Source organism: Streptomyces sp. Go-475 (assembly GCF_003330845.1).
In the GTDB taxonomy this organism is placed as follows: Bacteria; Actinomycetota; Actinomycetes; order Streptomycetales; family Streptomycetaceae; genus Streptomyces.
The window spans coordinates 7323633-7341666 of sequence record NZ_CP026121.1 but is presented as its reverse complement, the minus strand read 5'-3'; the positions used below and the strand labels follow the sequence as shown (position 1 = coordinate 7341666).

At 73.9% G+C, this 18034-nt stretch carries 14 protein-coding genes; 2 read left to right on the top strand and 12 right to left on the bottom strand.

Features of this window, described 5'->3' with window-relative positions; all coding sequences use genetic code 11:
• Positions 1-11 precede the first annotated feature (11 nt).
• Positions 12-1103 (top strand): enolase C-terminal domain-like protein, encoded by a 1092-nt coding sequence (locus C1703_RS33385; protein WP_114256329.1) that lies wholly within the window; start codon positions 12-14, stop codon positions 1101-1103.
• 57 nt (positions 1104-1160) lie between these two features.
• Here the strand turns inward: C1703_RS33385 and C1703_RS33380 are convergent, their stop codons facing one another.
• Together C1703_RS33380 and C1703_RS33375 are read right to left on the bottom strand one after the other, a co-directional pair.
• Positions 1161-2183 (bottom strand): SDR family oxidoreductase, encoded by a 1023-nt coding sequence (locus tag C1703_RS33380; RefSeq protein WP_114256328.1) that lies wholly within the window; start codon positions 2181-2183, stop codon positions 1161-1163.
• A gap of 6 nt (positions 2184-2189) precedes the next feature.
• On the bottom strand, positions 2190-2660 hold the full coding sequence (locus C1703_RS33375) for a phage holin family protein (RefSeq protein ID WP_114256327.1): 471 nt from the start codon (positions 2658-2660) through the stop codon (positions 2190-2192).
• A gap of 115 nt (positions 2661-2775) precedes the next feature.
• On the opposite strand from C1703_RS33375, the gene C1703_RS33370 reads away from it, so the two are divergent.
• The gene (locus tag C1703_RS33370; RefSeq protein WP_031118227.1) at positions 2776-3123 is read left to right on the top strand and encodes a glyoxalase/bleomycin resistance/dioxygenase family protein; all 348 of its coding nucleotides are present in this window, start codon (positions 2776-2778) and stop codon (positions 3121-3123) included.
• 59 nt (positions 3124-3182) lie between these two features.
• Here the strand turns inward: C1703_RS33370 and C1703_RS33365 are convergent, their stop codons facing one another.
• The 10 genes from C1703_RS33365 to C1703_RS33320 all read right to left on the bottom strand — a co-directional run bounded on the left by C1703_RS33365 (position 3183) and on the right by C1703_RS33320 (position 17901).
• A complete protein-coding gene (locus C1703_RS33365) occupies positions 3183-3743 on the bottom strand; it encodes a GNAT family protein (RefSeq protein ID WP_114256326.1) in 561 nt (186 codons plus the stop codon).
• Positions 3744-3780: 37 nt separating this feature from the next.
• Positions 3781-5559 carry a CocE/NonD family hydrolase gene (locus C1703_RS33360; protein ID WP_114256325.1) on the bottom strand — a complete coding sequence of 593 codons (1779 nt, stop codon included), beginning with the start codon at positions 5557-5559 and terminating at the stop codon, positions 3781-3783.
• Positions 5560-5703: 144 nt separating this feature from the next.
• The gene (locus C1703_RS33355) at positions 5704-6636 is read right to left on the bottom strand and encodes an LD-carboxypeptidase (protein ID WP_114256324.1); all 933 of its coding nucleotides are present in this window, start codon (positions 6634-6636) and stop codon (positions 5704-5706) included.
• A gap of 34 nt (positions 6637-6670) precedes the next feature.
• On the bottom strand, positions 6671-8635 hold the full coding sequence (locus tag C1703_RS33350) for a prolyl oligopeptidase family serine peptidase (RefSeq protein ID WP_114256323.1): 1965 nt from the start codon (positions 8633-8635) through the stop codon (positions 6671-6673).
• Between the two features lie 4 nt (positions 8636-8639).
• On the bottom strand, positions 8640-9953 hold the full coding sequence (locus tag C1703_RS33345) for a M20/M25/M40 family metallo-hydrolase (RefSeq protein WP_114256322.1): 1314 nt from the start codon (positions 9951-9953) through the stop codon (positions 8640-8642).
• On the bottom strand, positions 9946-10779 hold the full coding sequence (locus tag C1703_RS33340; RefSeq protein ID WP_114256321.1) for a M55 family metallopeptidase: 834 nt from the start codon (positions 10777-10779) through the stop codon (positions 9946-9948). Before C1703_RS33340 ends, C1703_RS33345 begins: the two co-directional genes overlap by 8 nt.
• A 74-nt stretch (positions 10780-10853) precedes the next feature.
• Positions 10854-11948 (bottom strand): SGNH/GDSL hydrolase family protein, encoded by a 1095-nt coding sequence (locus tag C1703_RS33335; protein WP_232840670.1) that lies wholly within the window; start codon positions 11946-11948, stop codon positions 10854-10856.
• Between the two features lie 129 nt (positions 11949-12077).
• Positions 12078-12803 carry a class I SAM-dependent methyltransferase gene (locus tag C1703_RS33330; protein ID WP_114256320.1) on the bottom strand — a complete coding sequence of 242 codons (726 nt, stop codon included), beginning with the start codon at positions 12801-12803 and terminating at the stop codon, positions 12078-12080.
• 124 nt (positions 12804-12927) lie between these two features.
• Entirely contained in the window at positions 12928-15366 is a 2439-nt protein-coding gene (locus tag C1703_RS33325; protein ID WP_114256319.1) for a SpoIIE family protein phosphatase, read from the bottom strand.
• A gap of 144 nt (positions 15367-15510) precedes the next feature.
• Positions 15511-17901, bottom strand: a complete 2391-nt coding sequence (locus C1703_RS33320; RefSeq protein ID WP_114256318.1) for an MFS transporter — start codon at positions 17899-17901, stop codon at positions 15511-15513.
• Positions 17902-18034 lie beyond the last annotated feature (133 nt).

Genomic DNA, 18034 nt, shown 5'->3' with positions numbered 1-18034 from the left:
CGGGAGGCGCGATGCTGCTCCACCGACCGGTCGTCTCCGTGTACACGGTGCCGACCGACGCCCCCGAGGCGGACGGCACCCTGCGCTGGGACTCCACGACCGTGGTGATCTGCGAGGTGGCGGCGGGCGACGAGACCGGCACGGGCTGGACGTACGGGCCGGCGCCGGTCGGCGACGTCGTCACCGGGCAGCTCGCCCCGCTCGTGGAGGGCATGAACGCCCTGGACATCCCGGCCGTGCACGACGCGATGTGCCGCTCGGTGCGCAACGCCGGCCGCCCGGGCATCGCGGCCTGCGCCATCTCGGCGCTGGACATCGCCCTGTGGGACCTCAAGGCCCGGCTGCTGGAACTCCCGCTGGCCCGGCTGCTGGGCGTGCGCGAGGAGCAGGTGCCGGTGTACGGCAGCGGGGGTTTCACGACGTATCACGACACGCGTCTGGCCGCGCAGCTCAACGGCTGGGTGCACGGGCAGCACATCCCGCGCGTGAAGATCAAGATCGGCGAGGGGTGGGGCCGCGAGGTGGCCCGCGACCTGCACCGGGTGCGGGCCGCTCGTCATGTCATCGGTGACGACGCCGAGTTGTACGTCGACGCCAACGGCGCCTACACCCGCAAACAGGCGGTGCGGGTGGGCCGGGTCCTCGCCGAGCACGGCGTGGGGTGGTTCGAGGAGCCGGTCTCCTCCGACGACCTGACGGGCCTCAGGCTGGTCCGGGACGCGGTGGTGTGCGATGTGACGGCCGGGGAGTACGGCTTCGACCTGCCCTGCTTGGCCCGGATGATCACGGCCGGGGCGGTCGACTGCCTCCAGGTCGACGCGACGCGCTGTGGCGGCCTGACCGAGTTCCTGCGCGCGGCCGCCCTGGCCCAGGCCCACGGCCTGGAGGTCTCCGCGCACTGCGCCCCGCACGCACACGCGGCGGCGTGCGCCGCGATCCCGAACCTCCGCCACATCGAGTGGTTCCACGACCACGTCCGCATCGAGGACATGTTCTTCGACGGCGCCCTGGACCCCACCGGCGGCACGATCCGCCCCACCCAGGGGCCGGGCCACGGACTCACCCTGCGCACGCAGGAGGTGGAGGAGTACCGCGTCGCCTAGGGCCTGTCGTCGGGCCGCGAGCAGGGGTCCCGCAGGCAGAGGTCCCGCAGGCAGAGGTCAGCGGCGGACCAGCCTGCGTGCCGCCAGGGCTCCGGCTCCCACGGTGAGGGCCGCGCCCACCCAGCCCCGGTTGCGTGACGCCCACTGCTGTGGGCTGTCGTCCGTGGCCTCGTCGTCGAAGCGCCCGTGCGCCCCGAAGTCCTGCCCGTGGAGTCCGTCCGCCGGGGCCCACAGGTTGGCCGGGCCGTCGGGCCGGCCCTCGTCCTGCTGCGCGTCGAAGTTCGTACGCGCCAGATAGCGGTCCAGCAGCCCGGGGGCGATCGCGTTGGCGATGAGCGTGGCGGCCGTGGAGCCACCGACCCAGTACTCCCGGCGCCGCGCGTGCGCCGAGGCGTGCACGACCGCCCGGGCCGCGACCTCCGGCTGGTACACGGGCGCGACGGGCCGGGCCCGGCCCGGCATCCGGTTCAGCACCCAGTCGAACTGCGGGGTGTTGAGGCCGGGCAGCTGCACCATCGTCGTCCGCACCCCGCTGCGGGCGTGCAGCAGCTCGCAGCGCAGCGACTCGTTGAACCCCTGGATGGCGTGCTTGGCGCCGCAGTACGCCGACTGCAGCGGGATGCCCCGGTAGGCGAGCGCGGAGCCGACCTGCACGATCGTGCCGCGGTCGCGCGGCAGCATGTGCCGCAGGGCGGCCCGGGTGCCGAACACATAGCCGAGGTAGGTCACCTCGGTCACGCGGCGGAACTCGTCCGGGTCGACCTCCGTGAACGGCGCGAACACCCCGGTGAAGGCGTTGTTGACCCAGACGTCGATGCGGCCGTACGCGTCGACGACCTGCTGGGCGGCGTCCTCGACGGCCTCGGCGTCGGAGACGTCCACGCCGATGACGAGCGCCTCGCCGCCCGCGCGGCGCACGTCGTCCGCCGCGGCCGCGAGTCCCTTGCGCCCACGGGCGAGCAGGGCGACCGTGTCGCCGCGGGCGGCGAAGGCCCGGGCCGTGGCCCGTCCGACGCCGCCGCTGGCCCCGGTCACCACGACCACCCGGCCGTGCCCGTGCGATGTCCCTGTCGTGCGCACCCGGCATCACGCCCTGTGGTGGGGTACGTCCGGGTCGTCCGTGGGCCGCGGGGGCACGGTGCCCGGGGCGGCCCCGGCGGGCGGGGCGGGCGGCACGGGCGGATACGGCATGCCCCCGGCGGCCGCCTGGCCCGCTTCCCCACGGCCCGGGAACCGCCCACCGGCCGCGTGCCCGCCGCCCGGGCGGGACGGCCGGGCCATGCCGCGCAGCACGAACGCCGCCGCTCCCAGGATCACGGCGGTGATCAGCGCCGCGGCCCAGTCGGGCAGGCCGAGGGCGAGGGCCAGGCCCACGGCGAGCGCGAGGGCCGCGCCCGCGTACAGGGCGAGGGCACCGGACGCGGCGTACAGCGCGGCCTTGCGGCGCTGCTTGCGGGTCTGCTCGCGCAGTTCGTCCCGTACGGTCTCGCGCGCCACCTGTGCCAGCTCGTCGACCAGGTGCTTGTCCAGATGCTCCAGGTGATCCAACGGCTTCATGCCCGGCCGGGTACCCTCGCCCCCTGCCGCGTAACGCCGGGGCGGTGTGCCCGGCGCGCGGGGAGATCGTGTGGAGTGATCTCCCGGCCGGGTCGACGCAACTAGGCTCGTCCGCATGGAGATTCTGGGTGCCACACTGCGCGTCTGCGTCGACGACCTCGAGACCGCGATCCCCTTCTACGAGCGGCTGGCGGGCGGCCCGGCCCAGCGCTTCGAACGGGGCGGTGTCCAGGTGGCGGCGATCGGCTGCTTCCTGCTGATGAGCGGTCCCCCGACCGAGCTGGAGCTGCTGCGCAAGGTCGCCGCGACGATCGCGGTGACGGACGTCGAGGAGACGCACAAGGTCCTCACCGAACTGGGCGCCCACATCATCGCGGGCCCCATCGCCTCACCGGCGGGCCGCAACCTGATCGCGCTGCACCCGGACGGGTCGGTCTACGAGTACGTCGACCGCCGCCCGTGACTCCGGCCGGGGCCGGTCCCGGCATTGCGGCCGGTCTCGCAGTCCGGCCGGGGCCGGTCTCAGCGCCGCCCCGGCTCCCGGACCATCTCGGCGGTGATCGCCCAGCGCTCGTGGTCGCGCCAGGCGCCGTCGACGAAGAGCATCTTCGGCGAGAAGCCCTCCAGGCGGAACCCGCAGCCCCGGGCCAGGGCGATCGACGCGGCGTTCAGCGGCTGGACGTTGATCTCCAGCCGGTGCAGCCGCAGCGGACCGAACGCGTACCGCACGACGAGGTCCAGCCCTTCGCGCATCAGCCCGCGCCCGGCGGCGTGCGCGAAGGCGCCGTAGCCCAGCGCGCCGGACTGGAAGCCGCCCTCGACGATGTTGTTGATGTTGATGAACCCGGCGATGGCCCCGTCGGACTTCTCGCAGACGAGGAAGCCGGCCTTGGACGGGTCCTCGATCAACCGGCTCGCGTAGGCGGTGTAGGCCTGTGCGGTGTCGGGCGGGAAGAGCCACGGGTGGTGCAGGTCCTTGCTCTCCCGGGCGCGGGCGGTGAACTCGGCACCGTCCTCGTAGGTGAAGTGGCGTATGCCCACCCGGGGGCCTTCGGCGAGGTAGCGGGATGCGGTGTGCGGCACCCCGCCACAGTAACCGCCCCGACGGCGTCTCCTCAGGTCAGGGCCCGGCGACCGGCAGGCGGAGCACGCCGGTCTCCCGCGGTCCGCTGACCACGGTCACCGGCTTGATCCCCCGGTTGCCGAAGTAGGCGTCGTCGCTCGCCGCGATCACGAACCGCAGCCGGTGCCCCGTCTCGTACCGGTGCACGATGCCGGGCAGGGTGACGGTGAAGCTCTTGGTCACGTCCGGGACGCGGACCGGCGCGACCAGGCGGCGCACCAGGGTGCGGGTGCCGTCGGGGGCGACGTCGTAGAGCTTGGCGAAGAGGACGAGCTTGTCGGCGGCGTCGCCGGAGTTCTGCGTGCGTTCGGCCTTCGGGGAGCGGACCTTCAGCGTGGCCCGGGGAGCGCCCACGACGTCGAGGGGCCGTTCCAGCGGTGCGCCGGTCCAGTCGAGGTAGGTGCCCTTGGTGTCGCGCGGCGACGAGTCCGGCACGCCGAGGAGGCCGGCCAGCGAGTTCTCCGAGTGGCTCGTGGGGATCGGCCAGTTGGCGTACCCGCGGCTGCCGCGGACCACCTTGGCACGGTCGTCGACGAGTGTGCCGTCGCCGGAGAGGTACAGCGTGCGGCTGAGGGCGGGGAGGCGGTCGGCGGTGGCGTAGGTGCGGTCCGGGTCGGTGATCCAGTCGCGGTAGTAGGCGAAGGCGGGTCCGGTGTCGACGCGGGTCCGCTCGCGCAGGTGGCGGTCGAACCAGGCGAGGACGCGCCGGCCGACGTAGCTGGTCTCCAGGTTGCCCCGGGACAGGTCGAGTTCGCCTGTGGCCGGGCCGGTGAGTCCGCCGCTGTGGCCCCAGGACTGCCAGATCATCTTCACGGGGGTGCCCTGCGCCGCGAGCGTCCGGTAGGTCGCCGTCGCCTCGTTGAGGTTGAAGAGCGTGTCGGCCTGCCCCTGGACCAGCAGGGTCGGCGCCTTGACCCGGTGCAGGTACGACACCGGGGAGACGCGGTGCGCGAAGGCGAGCAGCTCGGCGGTCCGGTCGGCGGGGTAGCTCCCGGAGTTGAGGGTGTGGACGGTGCGGCAGGCCTGGGTGACGAAGTGCAGGCAGGTGAGGGAGTTGATCCGGGACGGGTCGAGGCTGGGCTGGAGCAGCGGCTGGCCCTCGCCCATGAGGTAGAAGCCGTTGGTCCACTGCCATTTGAAGACGCCGGGCACGCCGGCGCCGCCGACGGCGTTGTTGGGGTCGAGCGAGTAGGCCAGGTCGTTCCAGGTGATCATCGGCACGAGTGCGTCGAGGCGGTGGTCGACGGCGGCCGTCGCCAGCTGGACGGCGCCGCCGTAGGAGCCGCCGATCATGCCGACGCGTGGGTCGCCGGGGGCGTCGAGGGTGACGAAGTCGGCGGTGGTGCCGTCGTCGGCGGCGCGTTTGCCGCCGAGGAAGTCCACCAGCTGCGCGGCGGCGGCGCCGTCGATGTCCGGGTCGTCGAGGGAGATGAGGCAGCCGCTACGGCCGAAGCCGAGTCCGGAGTAGACGAGGGAGACGTAGCCGCGCTGGGCGAAGGCCTTGCCGATGGTGTCCGTCGAGCCGTCCGACTTGCTGCCGCCGAAGCCGTTCGTGCCGAGCACGGCGGGCGCCGGGTGGTCGCGGTCCACGCCCGTGGGGCGGTAGAGGTCGGCGTCGACGGTGCAGGCCCGTCCGCCGGCCTGGACGGTGAACTTCAGCGGGGTGACGGAGTAGGAGGCGGCCGCGGCCGCGGGCGGGGTGAGGGCGAGCGGGGCGGCCAGGGCGGCGCCCAGGGCGAGGGCGAGTGCGCGGGATCTGGGCGCGCGTCGGGACACACGGACCTCCACGGTGGGGACGGCGACACCCGGACAACCCGGATACCGACCAGTAGGTACCGGCCGGTAGTCATGGTGTGACACGTGTCAGGGCGCGTCAATCACCGAAACGAGGGTTTCTTGACGGGATTTCAGCAGTGCCGGTCAGCTCAGGGCCGGTTCGTCGAGCGTCAACGTCCCTGTCTCCGCGTCCAGTTCGGCCGCGACCCCGAGGGGCATCGTCAGCGCGCCCTCGCCGTGCCCGAACCCGAACTCCTCCACCACCGGGACCCCGAGCCGGCCCAGCCGGTCGGCGAGGACCGCGCGCACCTCCTCGTACGGACCGCACCTCGCCCACGACCCGAGCACGATGCCCGCGACCCCGTCCAGCCAGCCGCCGCGCAGGAGTTGGGTCAGGCAGCGGTCCAGCCGGTACGGGCTCTCGCCGACGTCCTCCATCAGCAGCAGCCCGCCGCGCGCGCCGGGGTGGGCGTGCGGGGTGCCGAGGTCGCTCGCGAGCAGGCTCAGGCAGCCGCCCAGGGTGACGCCCCGGGCCCGGCCGGGCACCAGTGCGGCACCGCCCGGGGGCGCGGCGGCGATGGTCCGCACGGACTCCGGCTCGAAGAGGGTGGCCCGCAGGTGCTCCTGGGCGCGGGCGTTCTTGAGGAAGTCGACACCGGCCGCCGCGGGCCCGTACAGGGTGACCAGGCCGAGGCGGGTGGCGAACGCCTGGTGCAGGACGGTGATGTCGCTGAACCCGGCGAGCACCTTCGGGCCCGCATGGCGCATCGCCGCCCAGTCGAGCAGGTCGACCGTGCGCTGCGCCCCGTACCCGCCCCGGGCGCACAGCACCGCGGCGACGGACGGGTCGCACCAGGCGTTCTGCAGGTCGGCGGCCCGCTGCTCGTCCGTGCCGGCCAGATAGCCCAACGCGCCGTGCCGGCCGAGCACATGGGGTGCGGCCACGGGGTCGAGGTCCCAGCCGCGCAGGACGTCGAGCCCGGCCTGGAGCCGCTCCTCGGGCACGGGTCCGCTGGGGGCGACGACGGCCACGCGGTCACCGGGTGCGAGCCGGGGCGGCCGGACGAGCGGGTTCACGAGACGGGCTCCAGGGTGGGGATGCCGAAGGGAATCACTTGGCGAGTCGCAGGGTCGGGATGCCGAGCGGGTTCAGGCGGAACACCTGGGCGTACAGGGAGAGTTCGGCCTCCAGGGCGCGCACCATGGTCTCCGCCCTGCGGAAGCCGTGTCCCTCCCCCTCGAAGGCGAGGTAGGCGTGCGGCACCTCGCGGCCTTCCAGACGGGCCAGGAACCGCTCGCACTGGACCGGCGGGCAGATCACGTCGTCCAGGCCCTGCAGCAGCAGGAACGGCACCCGGAGGCGGTCGGCGTGGGTGGCGGGCGAGCGCTCCGCGTACCGCGCGGGCACCTCGGCGAGCGGCCCGATCAGGCTCTCCAGGTAGTGGGACTCGAAGTCGTGGGTCTCCCCGGTGCCCCAGCCGGTGAGGTCCAGGATGGGGTACTTGATGGTGCCGCAGGCGTAGACGTCGGTCGTGGTGAGCGAGGCCGCCGCGGTCCAGCCGCCCGCGCTGCCGCCGCGGACGGCGAGCCGGTGCCGGTCGGCGGTGCCCTCCTCGGCGAGGGCCAGGGCGACGGCGGCGCAGTCCTCGACGTCGACCACGCCCCACTGCTCGCGCAGCCGGTCGCGGTACTCACGGCCGTATCCGGTGGAGCCGCCGTAGTCGACCTCGGCGACGCCGATGCCGCGCGAGGTGAAGTAGGCGATCTCCAGGTCCAGCACGAGCCCCGCGCGGCCGGTGGGGCCGCCGTGCGCCCAGATGACGTACGGCGGCAGCTCGTCGCCGGGCGCGACGCAGGCCGGGTGGTGCGGCGGGTAGATGTGGGCGTGGATGTCCCGCCCGTCCGGGCCGGTGAAGGTGCGGATCTGCGGCTCCGGGTAGAACGCGGGGTCCACGGCGTCGTCGTGCTCGGCGCCGATGACACGGGCGTGGCCGGTGCGCGTGTCCAGCTCCACGACCTCGTGGGCGCTGCGCGGGCTGGCCCCGACGGCGACGACCCGCTCGCCGTGGGCCGCGAGGGTGGGGGCGAACTCGGTCCAGGGCCCGGCCGCGTCGACGACCTCGCCCGTCTCGGGGTCCAGGATGCCGAGGGCGGTGGCGCCCCGGCCGTGCACGACGGCGATCAGCCCGCTCTCCAGCGGCGTGAACCACCTCGACCCCAGCTTCCACAGCGGGCCGCCGAACTCCTCCTCGCGGGGGCACAGCGGCTCCCCGTCGAGGTAGAGGTTCCACCAGCCGGTGCGGTCGCTCACGTGCAGCAGGCGGCCGTCGTGGGTCCAGTCGGCCTGCGGGATGGACTCCCCGGGGCCGCCGGCGACGGTCCGGGGCTCGAGCGGGGTGCCGTCGGGGCCGATGTCGGCGAGGACCAGTTCGGTGCCGTCCCAGGGCATGCGGGGATGGTCCCAGGCGAGCCAGGCCGCCTGCCGCCCGTCGGGCGAGAGTCGCGGACCGGTCAGGAACCGGTGCCGGTCGTCGGTGAGTTCGCGCACGGCGCCCCGGTCCTGGGCGGCGGACCCGTCCAGCGGTACGGCGGCCAGGACGCGGCGCACGTCGGTGGACCCGTCGCCGGTGAACTCCTCCAGCACGCACCACACCTCGCCCCGCTCCGGCCGGAGCAGCGGCTCCGCCCAGCGCAGGCCCGCGCCCACCGGGGACACCGGCGTGAGGGGACGCGGCTCGCCGCCCGGCTCACAGCGGTAGAGCCGCTGGTCGGCGAAGTTCACGAAGACCAGCAGCGGCCCGTCCTCGCCGGCCAGGGCGGCCCACGGGTGTCCGCCGTACTCGATGACCCGGCTGCGCACGTTCCACGGCGCGGGCAGCACCGGCTCCTCCCGGCCGTCGGCGTGCCGCCGCACCAGGGTGCGCCGGCCGCCCTCGGCGGGGCGCGGCTCGGTCCACCACACCTCGTCGCCGACGAAGCCCACGTACTCCGGGTGCCCGTCGTGCGCGGCGGCCAGAGCCGCGTCGATGGGCGAGGGCCACGCCCCGTACGCCAGCGTCCGCACCGTCTCCCCCACTCGTTCAGGCGGTCCGCAGGAACCGGTCGAGCACCCGGACCCCGAAGTGCAGTGCCTCGACGGGTACCCGCTCGTCGACCCCGTGGTACATGGCGCCGTAGTCGTAGCCCTCCGGCAGCTTCAGCGGGGTGAAGCCGTAGCCGGTGATGCCGAGGCGGGAGAACTGCTTGGCGTCGGTGCCGCCGGACATGCAGAACGGCACGACGTGGCCCTCCGGCGCGAACTCCTCGACGGCGGCCCGCATCCGGGCGAACGTCGGCGAGTCCACCGGCGCCTGGAGGGCGACCTCCCGGTGGTGGAACTCCCACTCCACGTCCGGCCCGGTGAGCCGGTCGAGGGTGGCGCGGAACTCGTCCTCGGCGCCCGGCAGATACCGTCCGTCGACGTACGCCACGGCCTCCCCGGGGATGACGTTGATCTTGTAACCGGCGTCCAGCATGGTCGGGTTGGCGCTGTTGCGGAGGGTCGGCTCGACGAGGTGCGCGGCCGGGCCGAGCTTGTCCAGCAGCGCGTCGACGTCGGTCAGGTCGGTCTCGATGCCGTACACGGCCGCGAGTTCGGTGAGGGCGGCGCGTACGGTCGGGGTCAGCCGCAGCGGCCATTCGTGTGCCCCGATCCGCGCGATCGCCCCCGCGAGGCGCGTCACCGCGTTGTCCCGGTTCACCTTGGAGCCGTGTCCGGCGCGTCCCCGCGCGGTGAGCTTCAGCCATGCGGTGCCGCGCTCGCCGGCCGCGATCGGGTAGATCTGCCGCCCGGCCCCGTCGTGGAACGTGAAGCCGCCCGACTCGCTGACGCCCTCGGTGCAGCCCTCGAACAGCGCGGCGTGCTCGTCGGCGAGGAATCCGGCGCCGTCCTCGGCACTGGCCTCCTCGTCGGCGGTGAACGCGATGACGATGTCCCGCCGGGGCCGCACGCCCCGGCGGGCCCAGGAGCGCACCACGGCCAGGATCATCGCGTCCATGTCCTTCATGTCGACGGCGCCGCGCCCCCAGAGGATCCCGTCGCGGACCTCCCCGGAGAACGGGTGCACGCTCCAGTCGGCGGCCTCGGCCGGTACGACGTCCAGATGGCCGTGGAGGAGCAGCGCGCCGGCCGTGGGGTCGGCGCCCTCGACGCGGGCGACGACGTTGGTGCGGCCCGGGGTGCGTTCCAGGAGCGTCGGCTCGATCCCGGCGTCGGCGAGCCGCGCGGCGGCGTACTCGGCGGCGGGCCGCTCCCGGCAGTCGCCGCCGCCCCGGTTGGTGGTGTCGATCCGGACGAGGTCGGACGTGAACGTCACGACCTCCTCCAGCGCCTGCCCGTCCACCCGCTCAGCCATACTGCTCCTCCACCGCGGCCGCGACGATCGTGGTGACCGCCTTGAAGGCGCGGATGCCCTCGTACATGGTCCCGCTCGTGTACGCCACCTTCCGCTCGGCGATCCGGTCCACACCCGGTACGACCGTCGCGGCCATCGCCAGGTGCTCCGCGTCGAACTCCACGGCGACGGTGAACGGCCCGCCGCGCACCGGCTCGTGACGCACCGCCAGCGCGGCGGCCTCCTTGGCGGCGGCCCGGATGTCGGCCGCGGTGCGCGCGGGCGGGCGGCACACGGCCGCGTACCGGGACACGTGGTCCTTGACGGCGACCTTCAGCGCCCCGGGCGCGTACCCGAGCGCGTCCTCGCAGGCCACGTCGTCCCCGGTGACCAGCACGACCGGCACCCCGAACTCGGCCGCGACCCGCGCGTTGAGCAGCCCCTCACTCGCCCGTACGTCGTTCAGCCACACGCCCGTGATGGAGTTGGCCAGGTAGGTGTGGGCGAGGACGCCCTCCATGCCGGCGCCCGCGTGGTAGCCGACGAACGCGACACCGTCGACGTCGCCGTACTGCACGCCCTCCACCATGGACAGCGCCTTGTGCCGCCCGGTGAGCAACTGGGCCCGTTCGTCCAGCTGCTCCAGCAGCAGGTTGCGCATCGTCGAGTGCGCCTCGTTGATGACCACCTCGTCGGCGCCGCCGTCGTGGAAGCCGAGCACGGCGGCGTTGACGTCGGAGGTGAACAGCGAGCGGCAGCGCTCCCACTGCGAGGCGCCCGGCAGCACGTCGTCCGGCCAGGTGACTCCGGTGGCGCCCTCCATGTCCGCGCTGATGAGGATTCTCATGACGAGCCGTCCCGGGTGCAGATCTTCATGGTTCGTCACGTTACGCGCTGCGGGCGGAACCGGCTACGAGGTGGTCACCACCGTATCGGCAGGTCGCTGATGAACGCGGTGAGCCGGTCGGCGAGGAGCCGGTGGTCGCGGGCCGAGTAGTGCCAGTGGCAGCCGGTGTGGTCCAGGCCGGTGGCGTCGGGGGACCAGTGGCGGACCCGGCGGTCGCCGGCGGCGGTGCGGTCCTGGACGACCTGCTCGACGTGTCCGGCGAACGGGCCGGCGCCGACGGCCAGGAGGGTGGTCCCAGGGCCGTAGCGCGTGCGCAGTTTCTCCAGGAAGCCGCGGTAGGCGCTGCGGTAGGCGGCGGCGAGGCTCTCGTCCGTCCACGGCTCCCCGGGGTTGACGGGCGTGGAGAAGTCGTTCGTGCCGAGGTACACCACGACGAGCTGCGGCCGCCAGGTGCCCGGGTTCTGCCAGACGTCGCCCGGCACGTTCAGCAGCGCGCGATCGTAGAAGGTGCGGTAGTTCACCTCCGGGGAGCCGCCGTTGTAGTTGCGCACCATGCCCAGGCCCGAGTAGGCGTTGAGCTGGTAGTCGGCCTTCAGCCGCCGGGCGGTGAGGGCGCCGTAGCTCACGTCCGCGTTGGTGGTGCGCTTGAGCTGCTCGCCGTCGCAGTCGCGGGACGTCGAGAGGTTGCCGTAGCCCGCGGTGAGGGAGTCGCCGACGAACTCGATCTGGCGGCTCCGCGCGGCCGGCCTGCTCAGCACGGCGCCGCCCGGCGCGGCGACGAACCCGCCGAACGCGCTGGTGCTCCAGGGTGTGTCGTTGCGCTTGACGAGCCGGACGGTGTGCACGCCGTCGCGCAGGCCCCTGACCCAGTGGGTGGTCCGGCCCGGCGTGACGAGGGTCGCGACGGTGGTTCCGTCGACCTGGACGTCGTAGTCGGCGGCCGGGTCGTCGAGCACGATTCCGACGCCGGTCCCCCGGACCCGGCCCTCGAAGTACACGCCGGGCCAGCTGTACCGGAGGACGTCCCCGGCGTCCTGGACCCGCCCGGCGGTGTGGACGCTCGCCCGCACTCCGTCCCGGTCGGGCGCGGCGGTGGCGACGGCCGACGTGCCGAGCAGCAGCAGCGACGCCGCCGACGCGACGAGCATCCGGACCCAGGGCAACGGCATGACTGTCCTCCGGACGGCGAGGCAGGTGCACGGACAGAACGGCGCACCAGTGACCGTACACCGACAAAAACCAAGGTCACCAGGGTCCGTGCCGGAGCCGGCCGAAGCGGCGGGGCAGGAGCGCCTCGGTCAGCCCGTGCGCCCCGCCACCACCCACCGCGACGGCAGCTCCACGCGGGTGCCGTCGGGGCGGTACTCGGTGGTGCTCAGCGGGAGTTCGCCGCTCGCGAGGACGGTGAGCCCCGCGGCGCGCAGGTACTCGGGGACGGCGTCGTCCGAGACCTCGCCGGGCGCGATGCCGTGCCGGAACACGGGCGCGAGCTTGGGCGGCGGACCGGCCGGGCCGCTCGCCAGGGCCATGAGCACCGGCTTGGCGTCCCCCGAGAGCTCCACGAGGAGGGCGCGGCCGCGGTCGCCGACCAGCGTGGCGACGCCGTCCACGAGCGCCTGCCGGTCGTCCGGCTCGCACTGGTGCAGGACGCCCCGCACATAGACGTTGGCGTCGCCGAGTTCCGCGTGCAGGGCCTGGGTCTCGCTCTTCTCGGCGGCGTCCAGTTGCCGGTAGGTCGCCTGTCCCGCCGGGTCGGCCCGCCGGGCGTGGTCGAGGGCCGCGGCGGACAGATCGGCGCCCAGGACCCGCGGGAAGCGGTCGGCGAGGTAACGGGTCTGGGTGCCGTTGCCGCAGCCGAGGTCCACCAGCGGCAGCGCGGGGTCGGCCAGGTGCGGTTCGAACAGGGCGAGGTGGGGACCGGCGGTCAGGGCCGGTTCGGCGTCCCAGATCACCGCCCCGGGTTCGTCGGACGCCTCACGCCAGAACCCCTCCCAGGACTCCCGGTACCGACTCGTCACGCTCATGTCCGACTCCCCAGGGTGCGAACGGTTCCCGCCATGAGTGACGGGCGAGTACGGTGTACCGCGCCCCGGTCGCGGCCACAAGGACGCGGCGCGTTCCTTCACCTCGCGTTCGACGCGGTGGTGCTCAGCGGCGCGGCAGGGTCAGCTCGAACCACACCGTCTTGCCGGCCTTGGTCCGGCTGGTCCCCCACTCGCGGGACAGGGTGCTGACCACGCGCAGACCGCGTCCGGCGTCGTCGAGCGGGCCCGCGTCCGTCAGCGTGGGCAGTTCGTGGTCGTCGTCGTGCACCTCGCACAGCAGCGTGTCGCCGCGGACCAGGCGCAGTTCGACGGGGTGGGCGTGGGAGTGCCGTACGGCGTTGGTGACGAGTTCGCCGACCATCAGCTCGGCGGACGCGACCAGCTTCGCCAGGCCCCAGTCGTGCAGTTGCTCGCGGACCGCGGCGCGGGCCCGGCCCACCTCGGCCGGGTCGAGGGCCAGGCGCCATTCGGCCACGTCGTCCGGCTCGATGCCGTTGAGGCGGGCCATCAGCAGCGCCACGTCGTCCTTGCGGCCGCCCCGCGTGTTGAGGGCGCGGATGATCGTGTCGCACGCCTCGTCCATGGACGCGGCCGGATGGGCGGCGGACTCGCAGAGGGTCGCCAGGCCCACGCCGATGTCCTCGCCGCGCACCTCCACCAGCCCGTCGGTGCACATCACCAGCCGGTCGCCGGGCTCGACGCGCACCCGGACCGCCTCGAAGGGCACTCCCCCGACACCGATGGGCGCGCCCGTGGGCAGGTCCAGCAGCTCGCTGCGGCCGTCCTCGGCCCGGACCAGGACGGGCGGGACGTGCCCGGCGTTGGCGAGGTGGAGTTCGCTCGCGATCGGGTCGTAGACGCCGTACAGACAGGTCGCGAGGTAGGTGTCGCCGAGGCGCTGGGCGAGGTCGTCGAGGTTGCGCAGCAGCTGGGCGGGCGGCAGGTCGAGCCCGGCCATGGTCTGCACGGCCGTGCGCAACTGTCCCATCATCGCGGCCGAGTTCAGGCCGTGGCCCATGACGTCGCCGACGACGAGCGCCGTGCGCCCGCCGTGCAGCTTCACCGCGTCGAACCAGTCGCCGCCGACCCGTCCGAGCAGCGTGCCCGGCAGATAGCGGGTGGCGATGTCGCAGCCCGGCATGCGGGGCGGGATGTGCGGCAGCATGCTGTCCTGGAGCGTCTCGGCGACGTTCTCCTGGAACGTGTACATGCGCGCGTTGTCGAGCACCAGGCCCGCGCGGGCGGCGAGTTCGGCGCCGGTGACGCGGTCCATGTCGTTGAAGACGGGCCGCTCCGGGTGGCGCAGCAGGATCATGAAGCCGAGGACGACGTTGCGCGCCTTCAGCGGTACGACGAGCATGGAGCGGCCCGTGATGAGCGGCCGGATGTCGCGCTTCTCGAACTGCGCGGCGATGGCGTGCCCCATCTCCTCGCTGATGCGCGGCACGAGCACGGGTTCGCCGCTGGTCATGCACTGGAAGAACGGCGTGTGCGCCGGGAAGGGCATGGCCTCGCCGACGGGCACGACGTCGTCCCAGCGGCCGGGCTCGTCGGTGTGCTCGACGGCGACCCGGTGCCACAGGGTCGTCGTGTCGGGCACGCCCTCGGGGAAGCCCTCGCCCGCGACGACCTGTTCGCGCAGATAGGTGCCCGCGACGTCCGTGAAGCGCGGCACGACCGCCCTGCTGACCTCGGTGATCGTGCGGGACAGGTCGAGGGAGGTGCCGATGCGGCCGCTGACCTCGTTGAGGAACTCCAGGCGCTCGCGGACGGCGGCGTACTCCAGATCCTCGCCTTCGTCGCGCAGTTCCTCGGGGACGGGCTGCCCCGCGGCCCGGGCCCGCGCGGCCCGCTCGCGGCGCGCCCTGCGCTCGGCACGCCGGGCCACGCCCCAGTCGGGGGTGACGGGCACCCGGTCGTTCTGGCTGAACTCCAGGACGGGGTAGCCGAGTTCGAGGACCTGCGCGACGATGCGGGCGCTCTCGCCGACGCTCATGCTGGGCAGGATCTCCGGGAGCCGGCGGGCGAGGTCCTCCGCGCCGGGGAAGTCGGTGTGCAGGGCGAAGCCGGGCGCGATCCGCTCGAAGGTCCCGTCGCAGGGCCGCAGCCCGTCCGCGTCGGCGGCGAGCACGAGCAGCCGCTCGGGTCCGGGACCGACCAGCGGATAGGCCCACCACAGGACGTCGGCCCGCTCCCGGCCGGGCGCGGCGAGGCGGGCGCGGCCCGCCGCCGGGTAGGAGAGCCCGCCGTCCAGGGAGGATTCGAGGTCGGGTCCGAGGCCGTCGTCGTCGTACGGGGCCGGGTCCTGCCCCTCGGCCAGGGCGCCGGAGACGGGCAGCAGGTCGAGGGCCGGGCGGCCGATCGCCTCTTCCTTCGGGACGCCGAACAGGCGCCGTGCGCCCCGGCTCCAGTGGGACACGAGGCCCTCGCGGTCGACGACGACCACGGCCAGCGGGACCCGGCCGGGCTCGCCGGCTTCCGTCACCGCGCCGCGCCCAGCCCCGGGGCTGGGGGTGGTGTCCGTCTCGGTGCCACGGTCCATGGCCCAGGCCCTCTCTCCCCACGGATCCGCAAGATCTGTGCCAGCGTCACCACCGTACGGCTCCCGCCGGGCGTGAGGTGAGTCAACGCGGGAATTGCTCGCGCGGGGTGCGCACCGGCGTACGACCCCGCGCGCCCGCGCCGTTCAGTCCTCGTGCCCCAGTTGCAGATCCCGCTCGGTGCGTCCGCCGCCGGCCACCTGGAGGACGGTGGCGACGGGCGGGTAGCCGGCGGCGATGACGGTGTACTCCCCGGAGGCCAGGTCGACGAAGCGGAAGGTGCCGTCGGCGCCGGTGGTGAGGGTGTCGATGACGTTGCCGCCCACATCCAGCAGGGTCACCCGCGCGTCCTCCACCGGCCGTCCGCCGCCCGCCCGGACGGTGCCCCGCAGCACGGCGCCACCGGCCAGCTCGATGTCCCGGCGGGTCTCGCGGGCGGCCTGGACGGTGACGGGGAGCGCGGCCGGGCGGAAGGCGGGCGCGCTGGCGGCGAGGGTGTACTCGCCGGCCACCAGCTCGGTGATGACGTAACCGCCCTCGCGGCCGCTGCGGGTGGTGGCGACGACCTCGCCGTGCGCGTTGGTGAGGGTGACGGTGGCGTCGCGCACGGGCGTGCCGTCGGCGGTGACCACGCTGCCGACGAGGTTCCCGGCGCCGCCGAGGACGATGTCGAGTTCGACGGGGCGTTCGCCGACGGTGACGGAGACCGCCTGCGGCTGGTGGCCGCCCGCCGCGGCGATCAGCACGTACGAGCCCGGGCCCGGGGTGGCCAGCGCGTAGCGTCCGTCCTCGCCGCTCGCGCCGCGCCCGGTCTGCCGTCCGGTGACGTCGATCAGCGTGAGCGCCGCGCGGGGCACGACGGTCCCGTCGTGGTGCTGCACCGAGCCGCAGACGGGCACGCCGGCGGTGTACGCGCCGCGCGCCTGCGGGATCGGGGCGTTCCCCGGTGCCGTGTCCGGGTCGGTGACGGAGGCGTTGTGGGACACCAGGGGTTTCTCCTTGAGGAAGAAGGCGATGACGAGTCCGAGGACGAGCACCGGCACCAGGTAGAGGAAGATCCGCGGCATGGTGTCGGCGTAGGCCCGGACGTAGTCGTCGCGCAGGGCCGGGGGCAGGGAGTGCACCAGCCGCGGGGTGAGGGACTCCGGGTCGGGCAGCGGGGTCCCCGCGCGCGTGGGCGGGCGGTCGGCCAGGGCGTCGGTGAGCCGTTCCGCGAGGAGCGTGCCGCAGACGGCGGCTCCGACGCTGCCGCCGATCTGCCGGAAGTAGTTGTTGGCGCTGGTGGCGGTCGACAGGTCGGCCGGGCGCACGGAGTTCTGCACGGCGAGGATCAGCACCGGCATCACCATGCCGATCCCGGCGCCGAGGACGGCCGTCCAGATGCCGAAGTGCAGCCGGGGCGTGTCGGCCTCCAGGCGGGAGAGCAGCCACAGGCCGGCCACGGAGAGGGCACAGCCGAGGATCGGGTAGGCCTTGTAGCGGCCGGTGTGGCTGATGAGCTGTCCGGCGACGACCGAGGCGCCGACGATGCCGGCCGTCATCGGCAGCATGAGCAGGCCCGACTCGGTGGCGGAGACCCCGTCGACCATCTGCAGGTAGGTCGGCAGGTAGCCGGCGGCGCCGAAGAGCGCGACGCCGATCACCAGGCCGACGAGGCCGGTGACGGTGAAGACGGAGTCCCGGAACAGCCGCAGCGGCATGAGGGGTTCGGCGGCGAAGCGCTCGACGACGAGGAAGAGGACGGTCGCCGCGGCCGCTCCGGCGCCGAGGCCGAGGATCACGCGCGAGTCCCAGGCGTGCTCCGTGCCGCCCCAGGTGGTCAGCAGGACCAGGCAGGTGGAGGCGGCGGTCAGCAGCAGCGCGCCGAGGATGTCCAGCCGGGCCCTGGCGGCCGGTTTCGGGAGTTTCAGCGCGAGGGCGACGACGGCGAGGGTGACCAGGCCGAAGGGCACGTTGACGTAGAAGCACCAGCGCCAGGAGAGGTGGTCCGCGAAGTAGCCGCCGAGCAGGGGGCCGGCCACGGAGGCGAGACCGAAGGCGGCGCCGATCAGGCCCAGGTAGCGGCCGCGCTGCCGGGGCGGCGCGATGTCGGCGATGATCGTCTGCACGCCGATCATGAGGCCGCCCGCGCCGGCGCCCTGCAGGGCGCGGAACGCGATCAGCTGGTCCATGGTCTGCGCCCGGCCCGCGAGCGCGGAGCCGGCGACGAAGACGACCACGGCGAACTGGAAGACGCCCTTGCGGCCGAGGAGATCGCCGAGCTTGCCGTAGACGGGCAGTCCGACGGTGGCGGTGAGCAGGTAGGCCGTGATCGCCCAGGACATCCGGTCCGCACCGTGCAGCTCGCCGACGATCTCCGGGAGCGCGGTGGCGACGATCATCTGCTCCAGGGCGGCCAGGAGCAGGGCCGGCAGCAGCGCGAGGAAGACCAACCGCACCCGCCACGGGCTCGGTCGGGCTTCCGCGGTCGATGGTGGTGCGGGGGCGTCGGGAGGTGCTACCGCCGGTTCGTCCTGCGCCAGAGTGATACCGCCCACCTACCGCTCCCCTCGTCGCGCTGCCGCACAATTCCCGCGTAAAAGCGACAACTACGAGCAAGCGCGACGAGTTACGGCACAGGAGCGAGCCGTACGGAGATCACCCGAACCGGTGAGGGGCCCAACGGCCCCG

Excerpts from the sequence above, each read along its gene's own strand:
- C1703_RS33385 (WP_114256329.1), top strand. The coding sequence starts at position 12 with ATGCTGCTCCACCGACCGGTCGTCTCCGTGTACACGGTGCCGACCGAC.
- C1703_RS33375 (WP_114256327.1), bottom strand. The coding sequence starts at position 2,660 with ATGAAGCCGTTGGATCACCTGGAGCATCTGGACAAGCACCTGGTCGAC.
- C1703_RS33370 (WP_031118227.1), top strand. The coding sequence starts at position 2,776 with ATGGAGATTCTGGGTGCCACACTGCGCGTCTGCGTCGACGACCTCGAG.
- C1703_RS33345 (WP_114256322.1), bottom strand. The coding sequence starts at position 9,953 with ATGGCTGAGCGGGTGGACGGGCAGGCGCTGGAGGAGGTCGTGACGTTC.
- C1703_RS33340 (WP_114256321.1), bottom strand. The coding sequence starts at position 10,779 with ATGAGAATCCTCATCAGCGCGGACATGGAGGGCGCCACCGGAGTCACC.
- C1703_RS33335 (WP_232840670.1), bottom strand. The coding sequence starts at position 11,948 with ATGCCGTTGCCCTGGGTCCGGATGCTCGTCGCGTCGGCGGCGTCGCTG.
- C1703_RS33330 (WP_114256320.1), bottom strand. The coding sequence starts at position 12,803 with ATGAGCGTGACGAGTCGGTACCGGGAGTCCTGGGAGGGGTTCTGGCGT.
- C1703_RS33325 (WP_114256319.1), bottom strand. The coding sequence starts at position 15,366 with ATGGACCGTGGCACCGAGACGGACACCACCCCCAGCCCCGGGGCTGGG.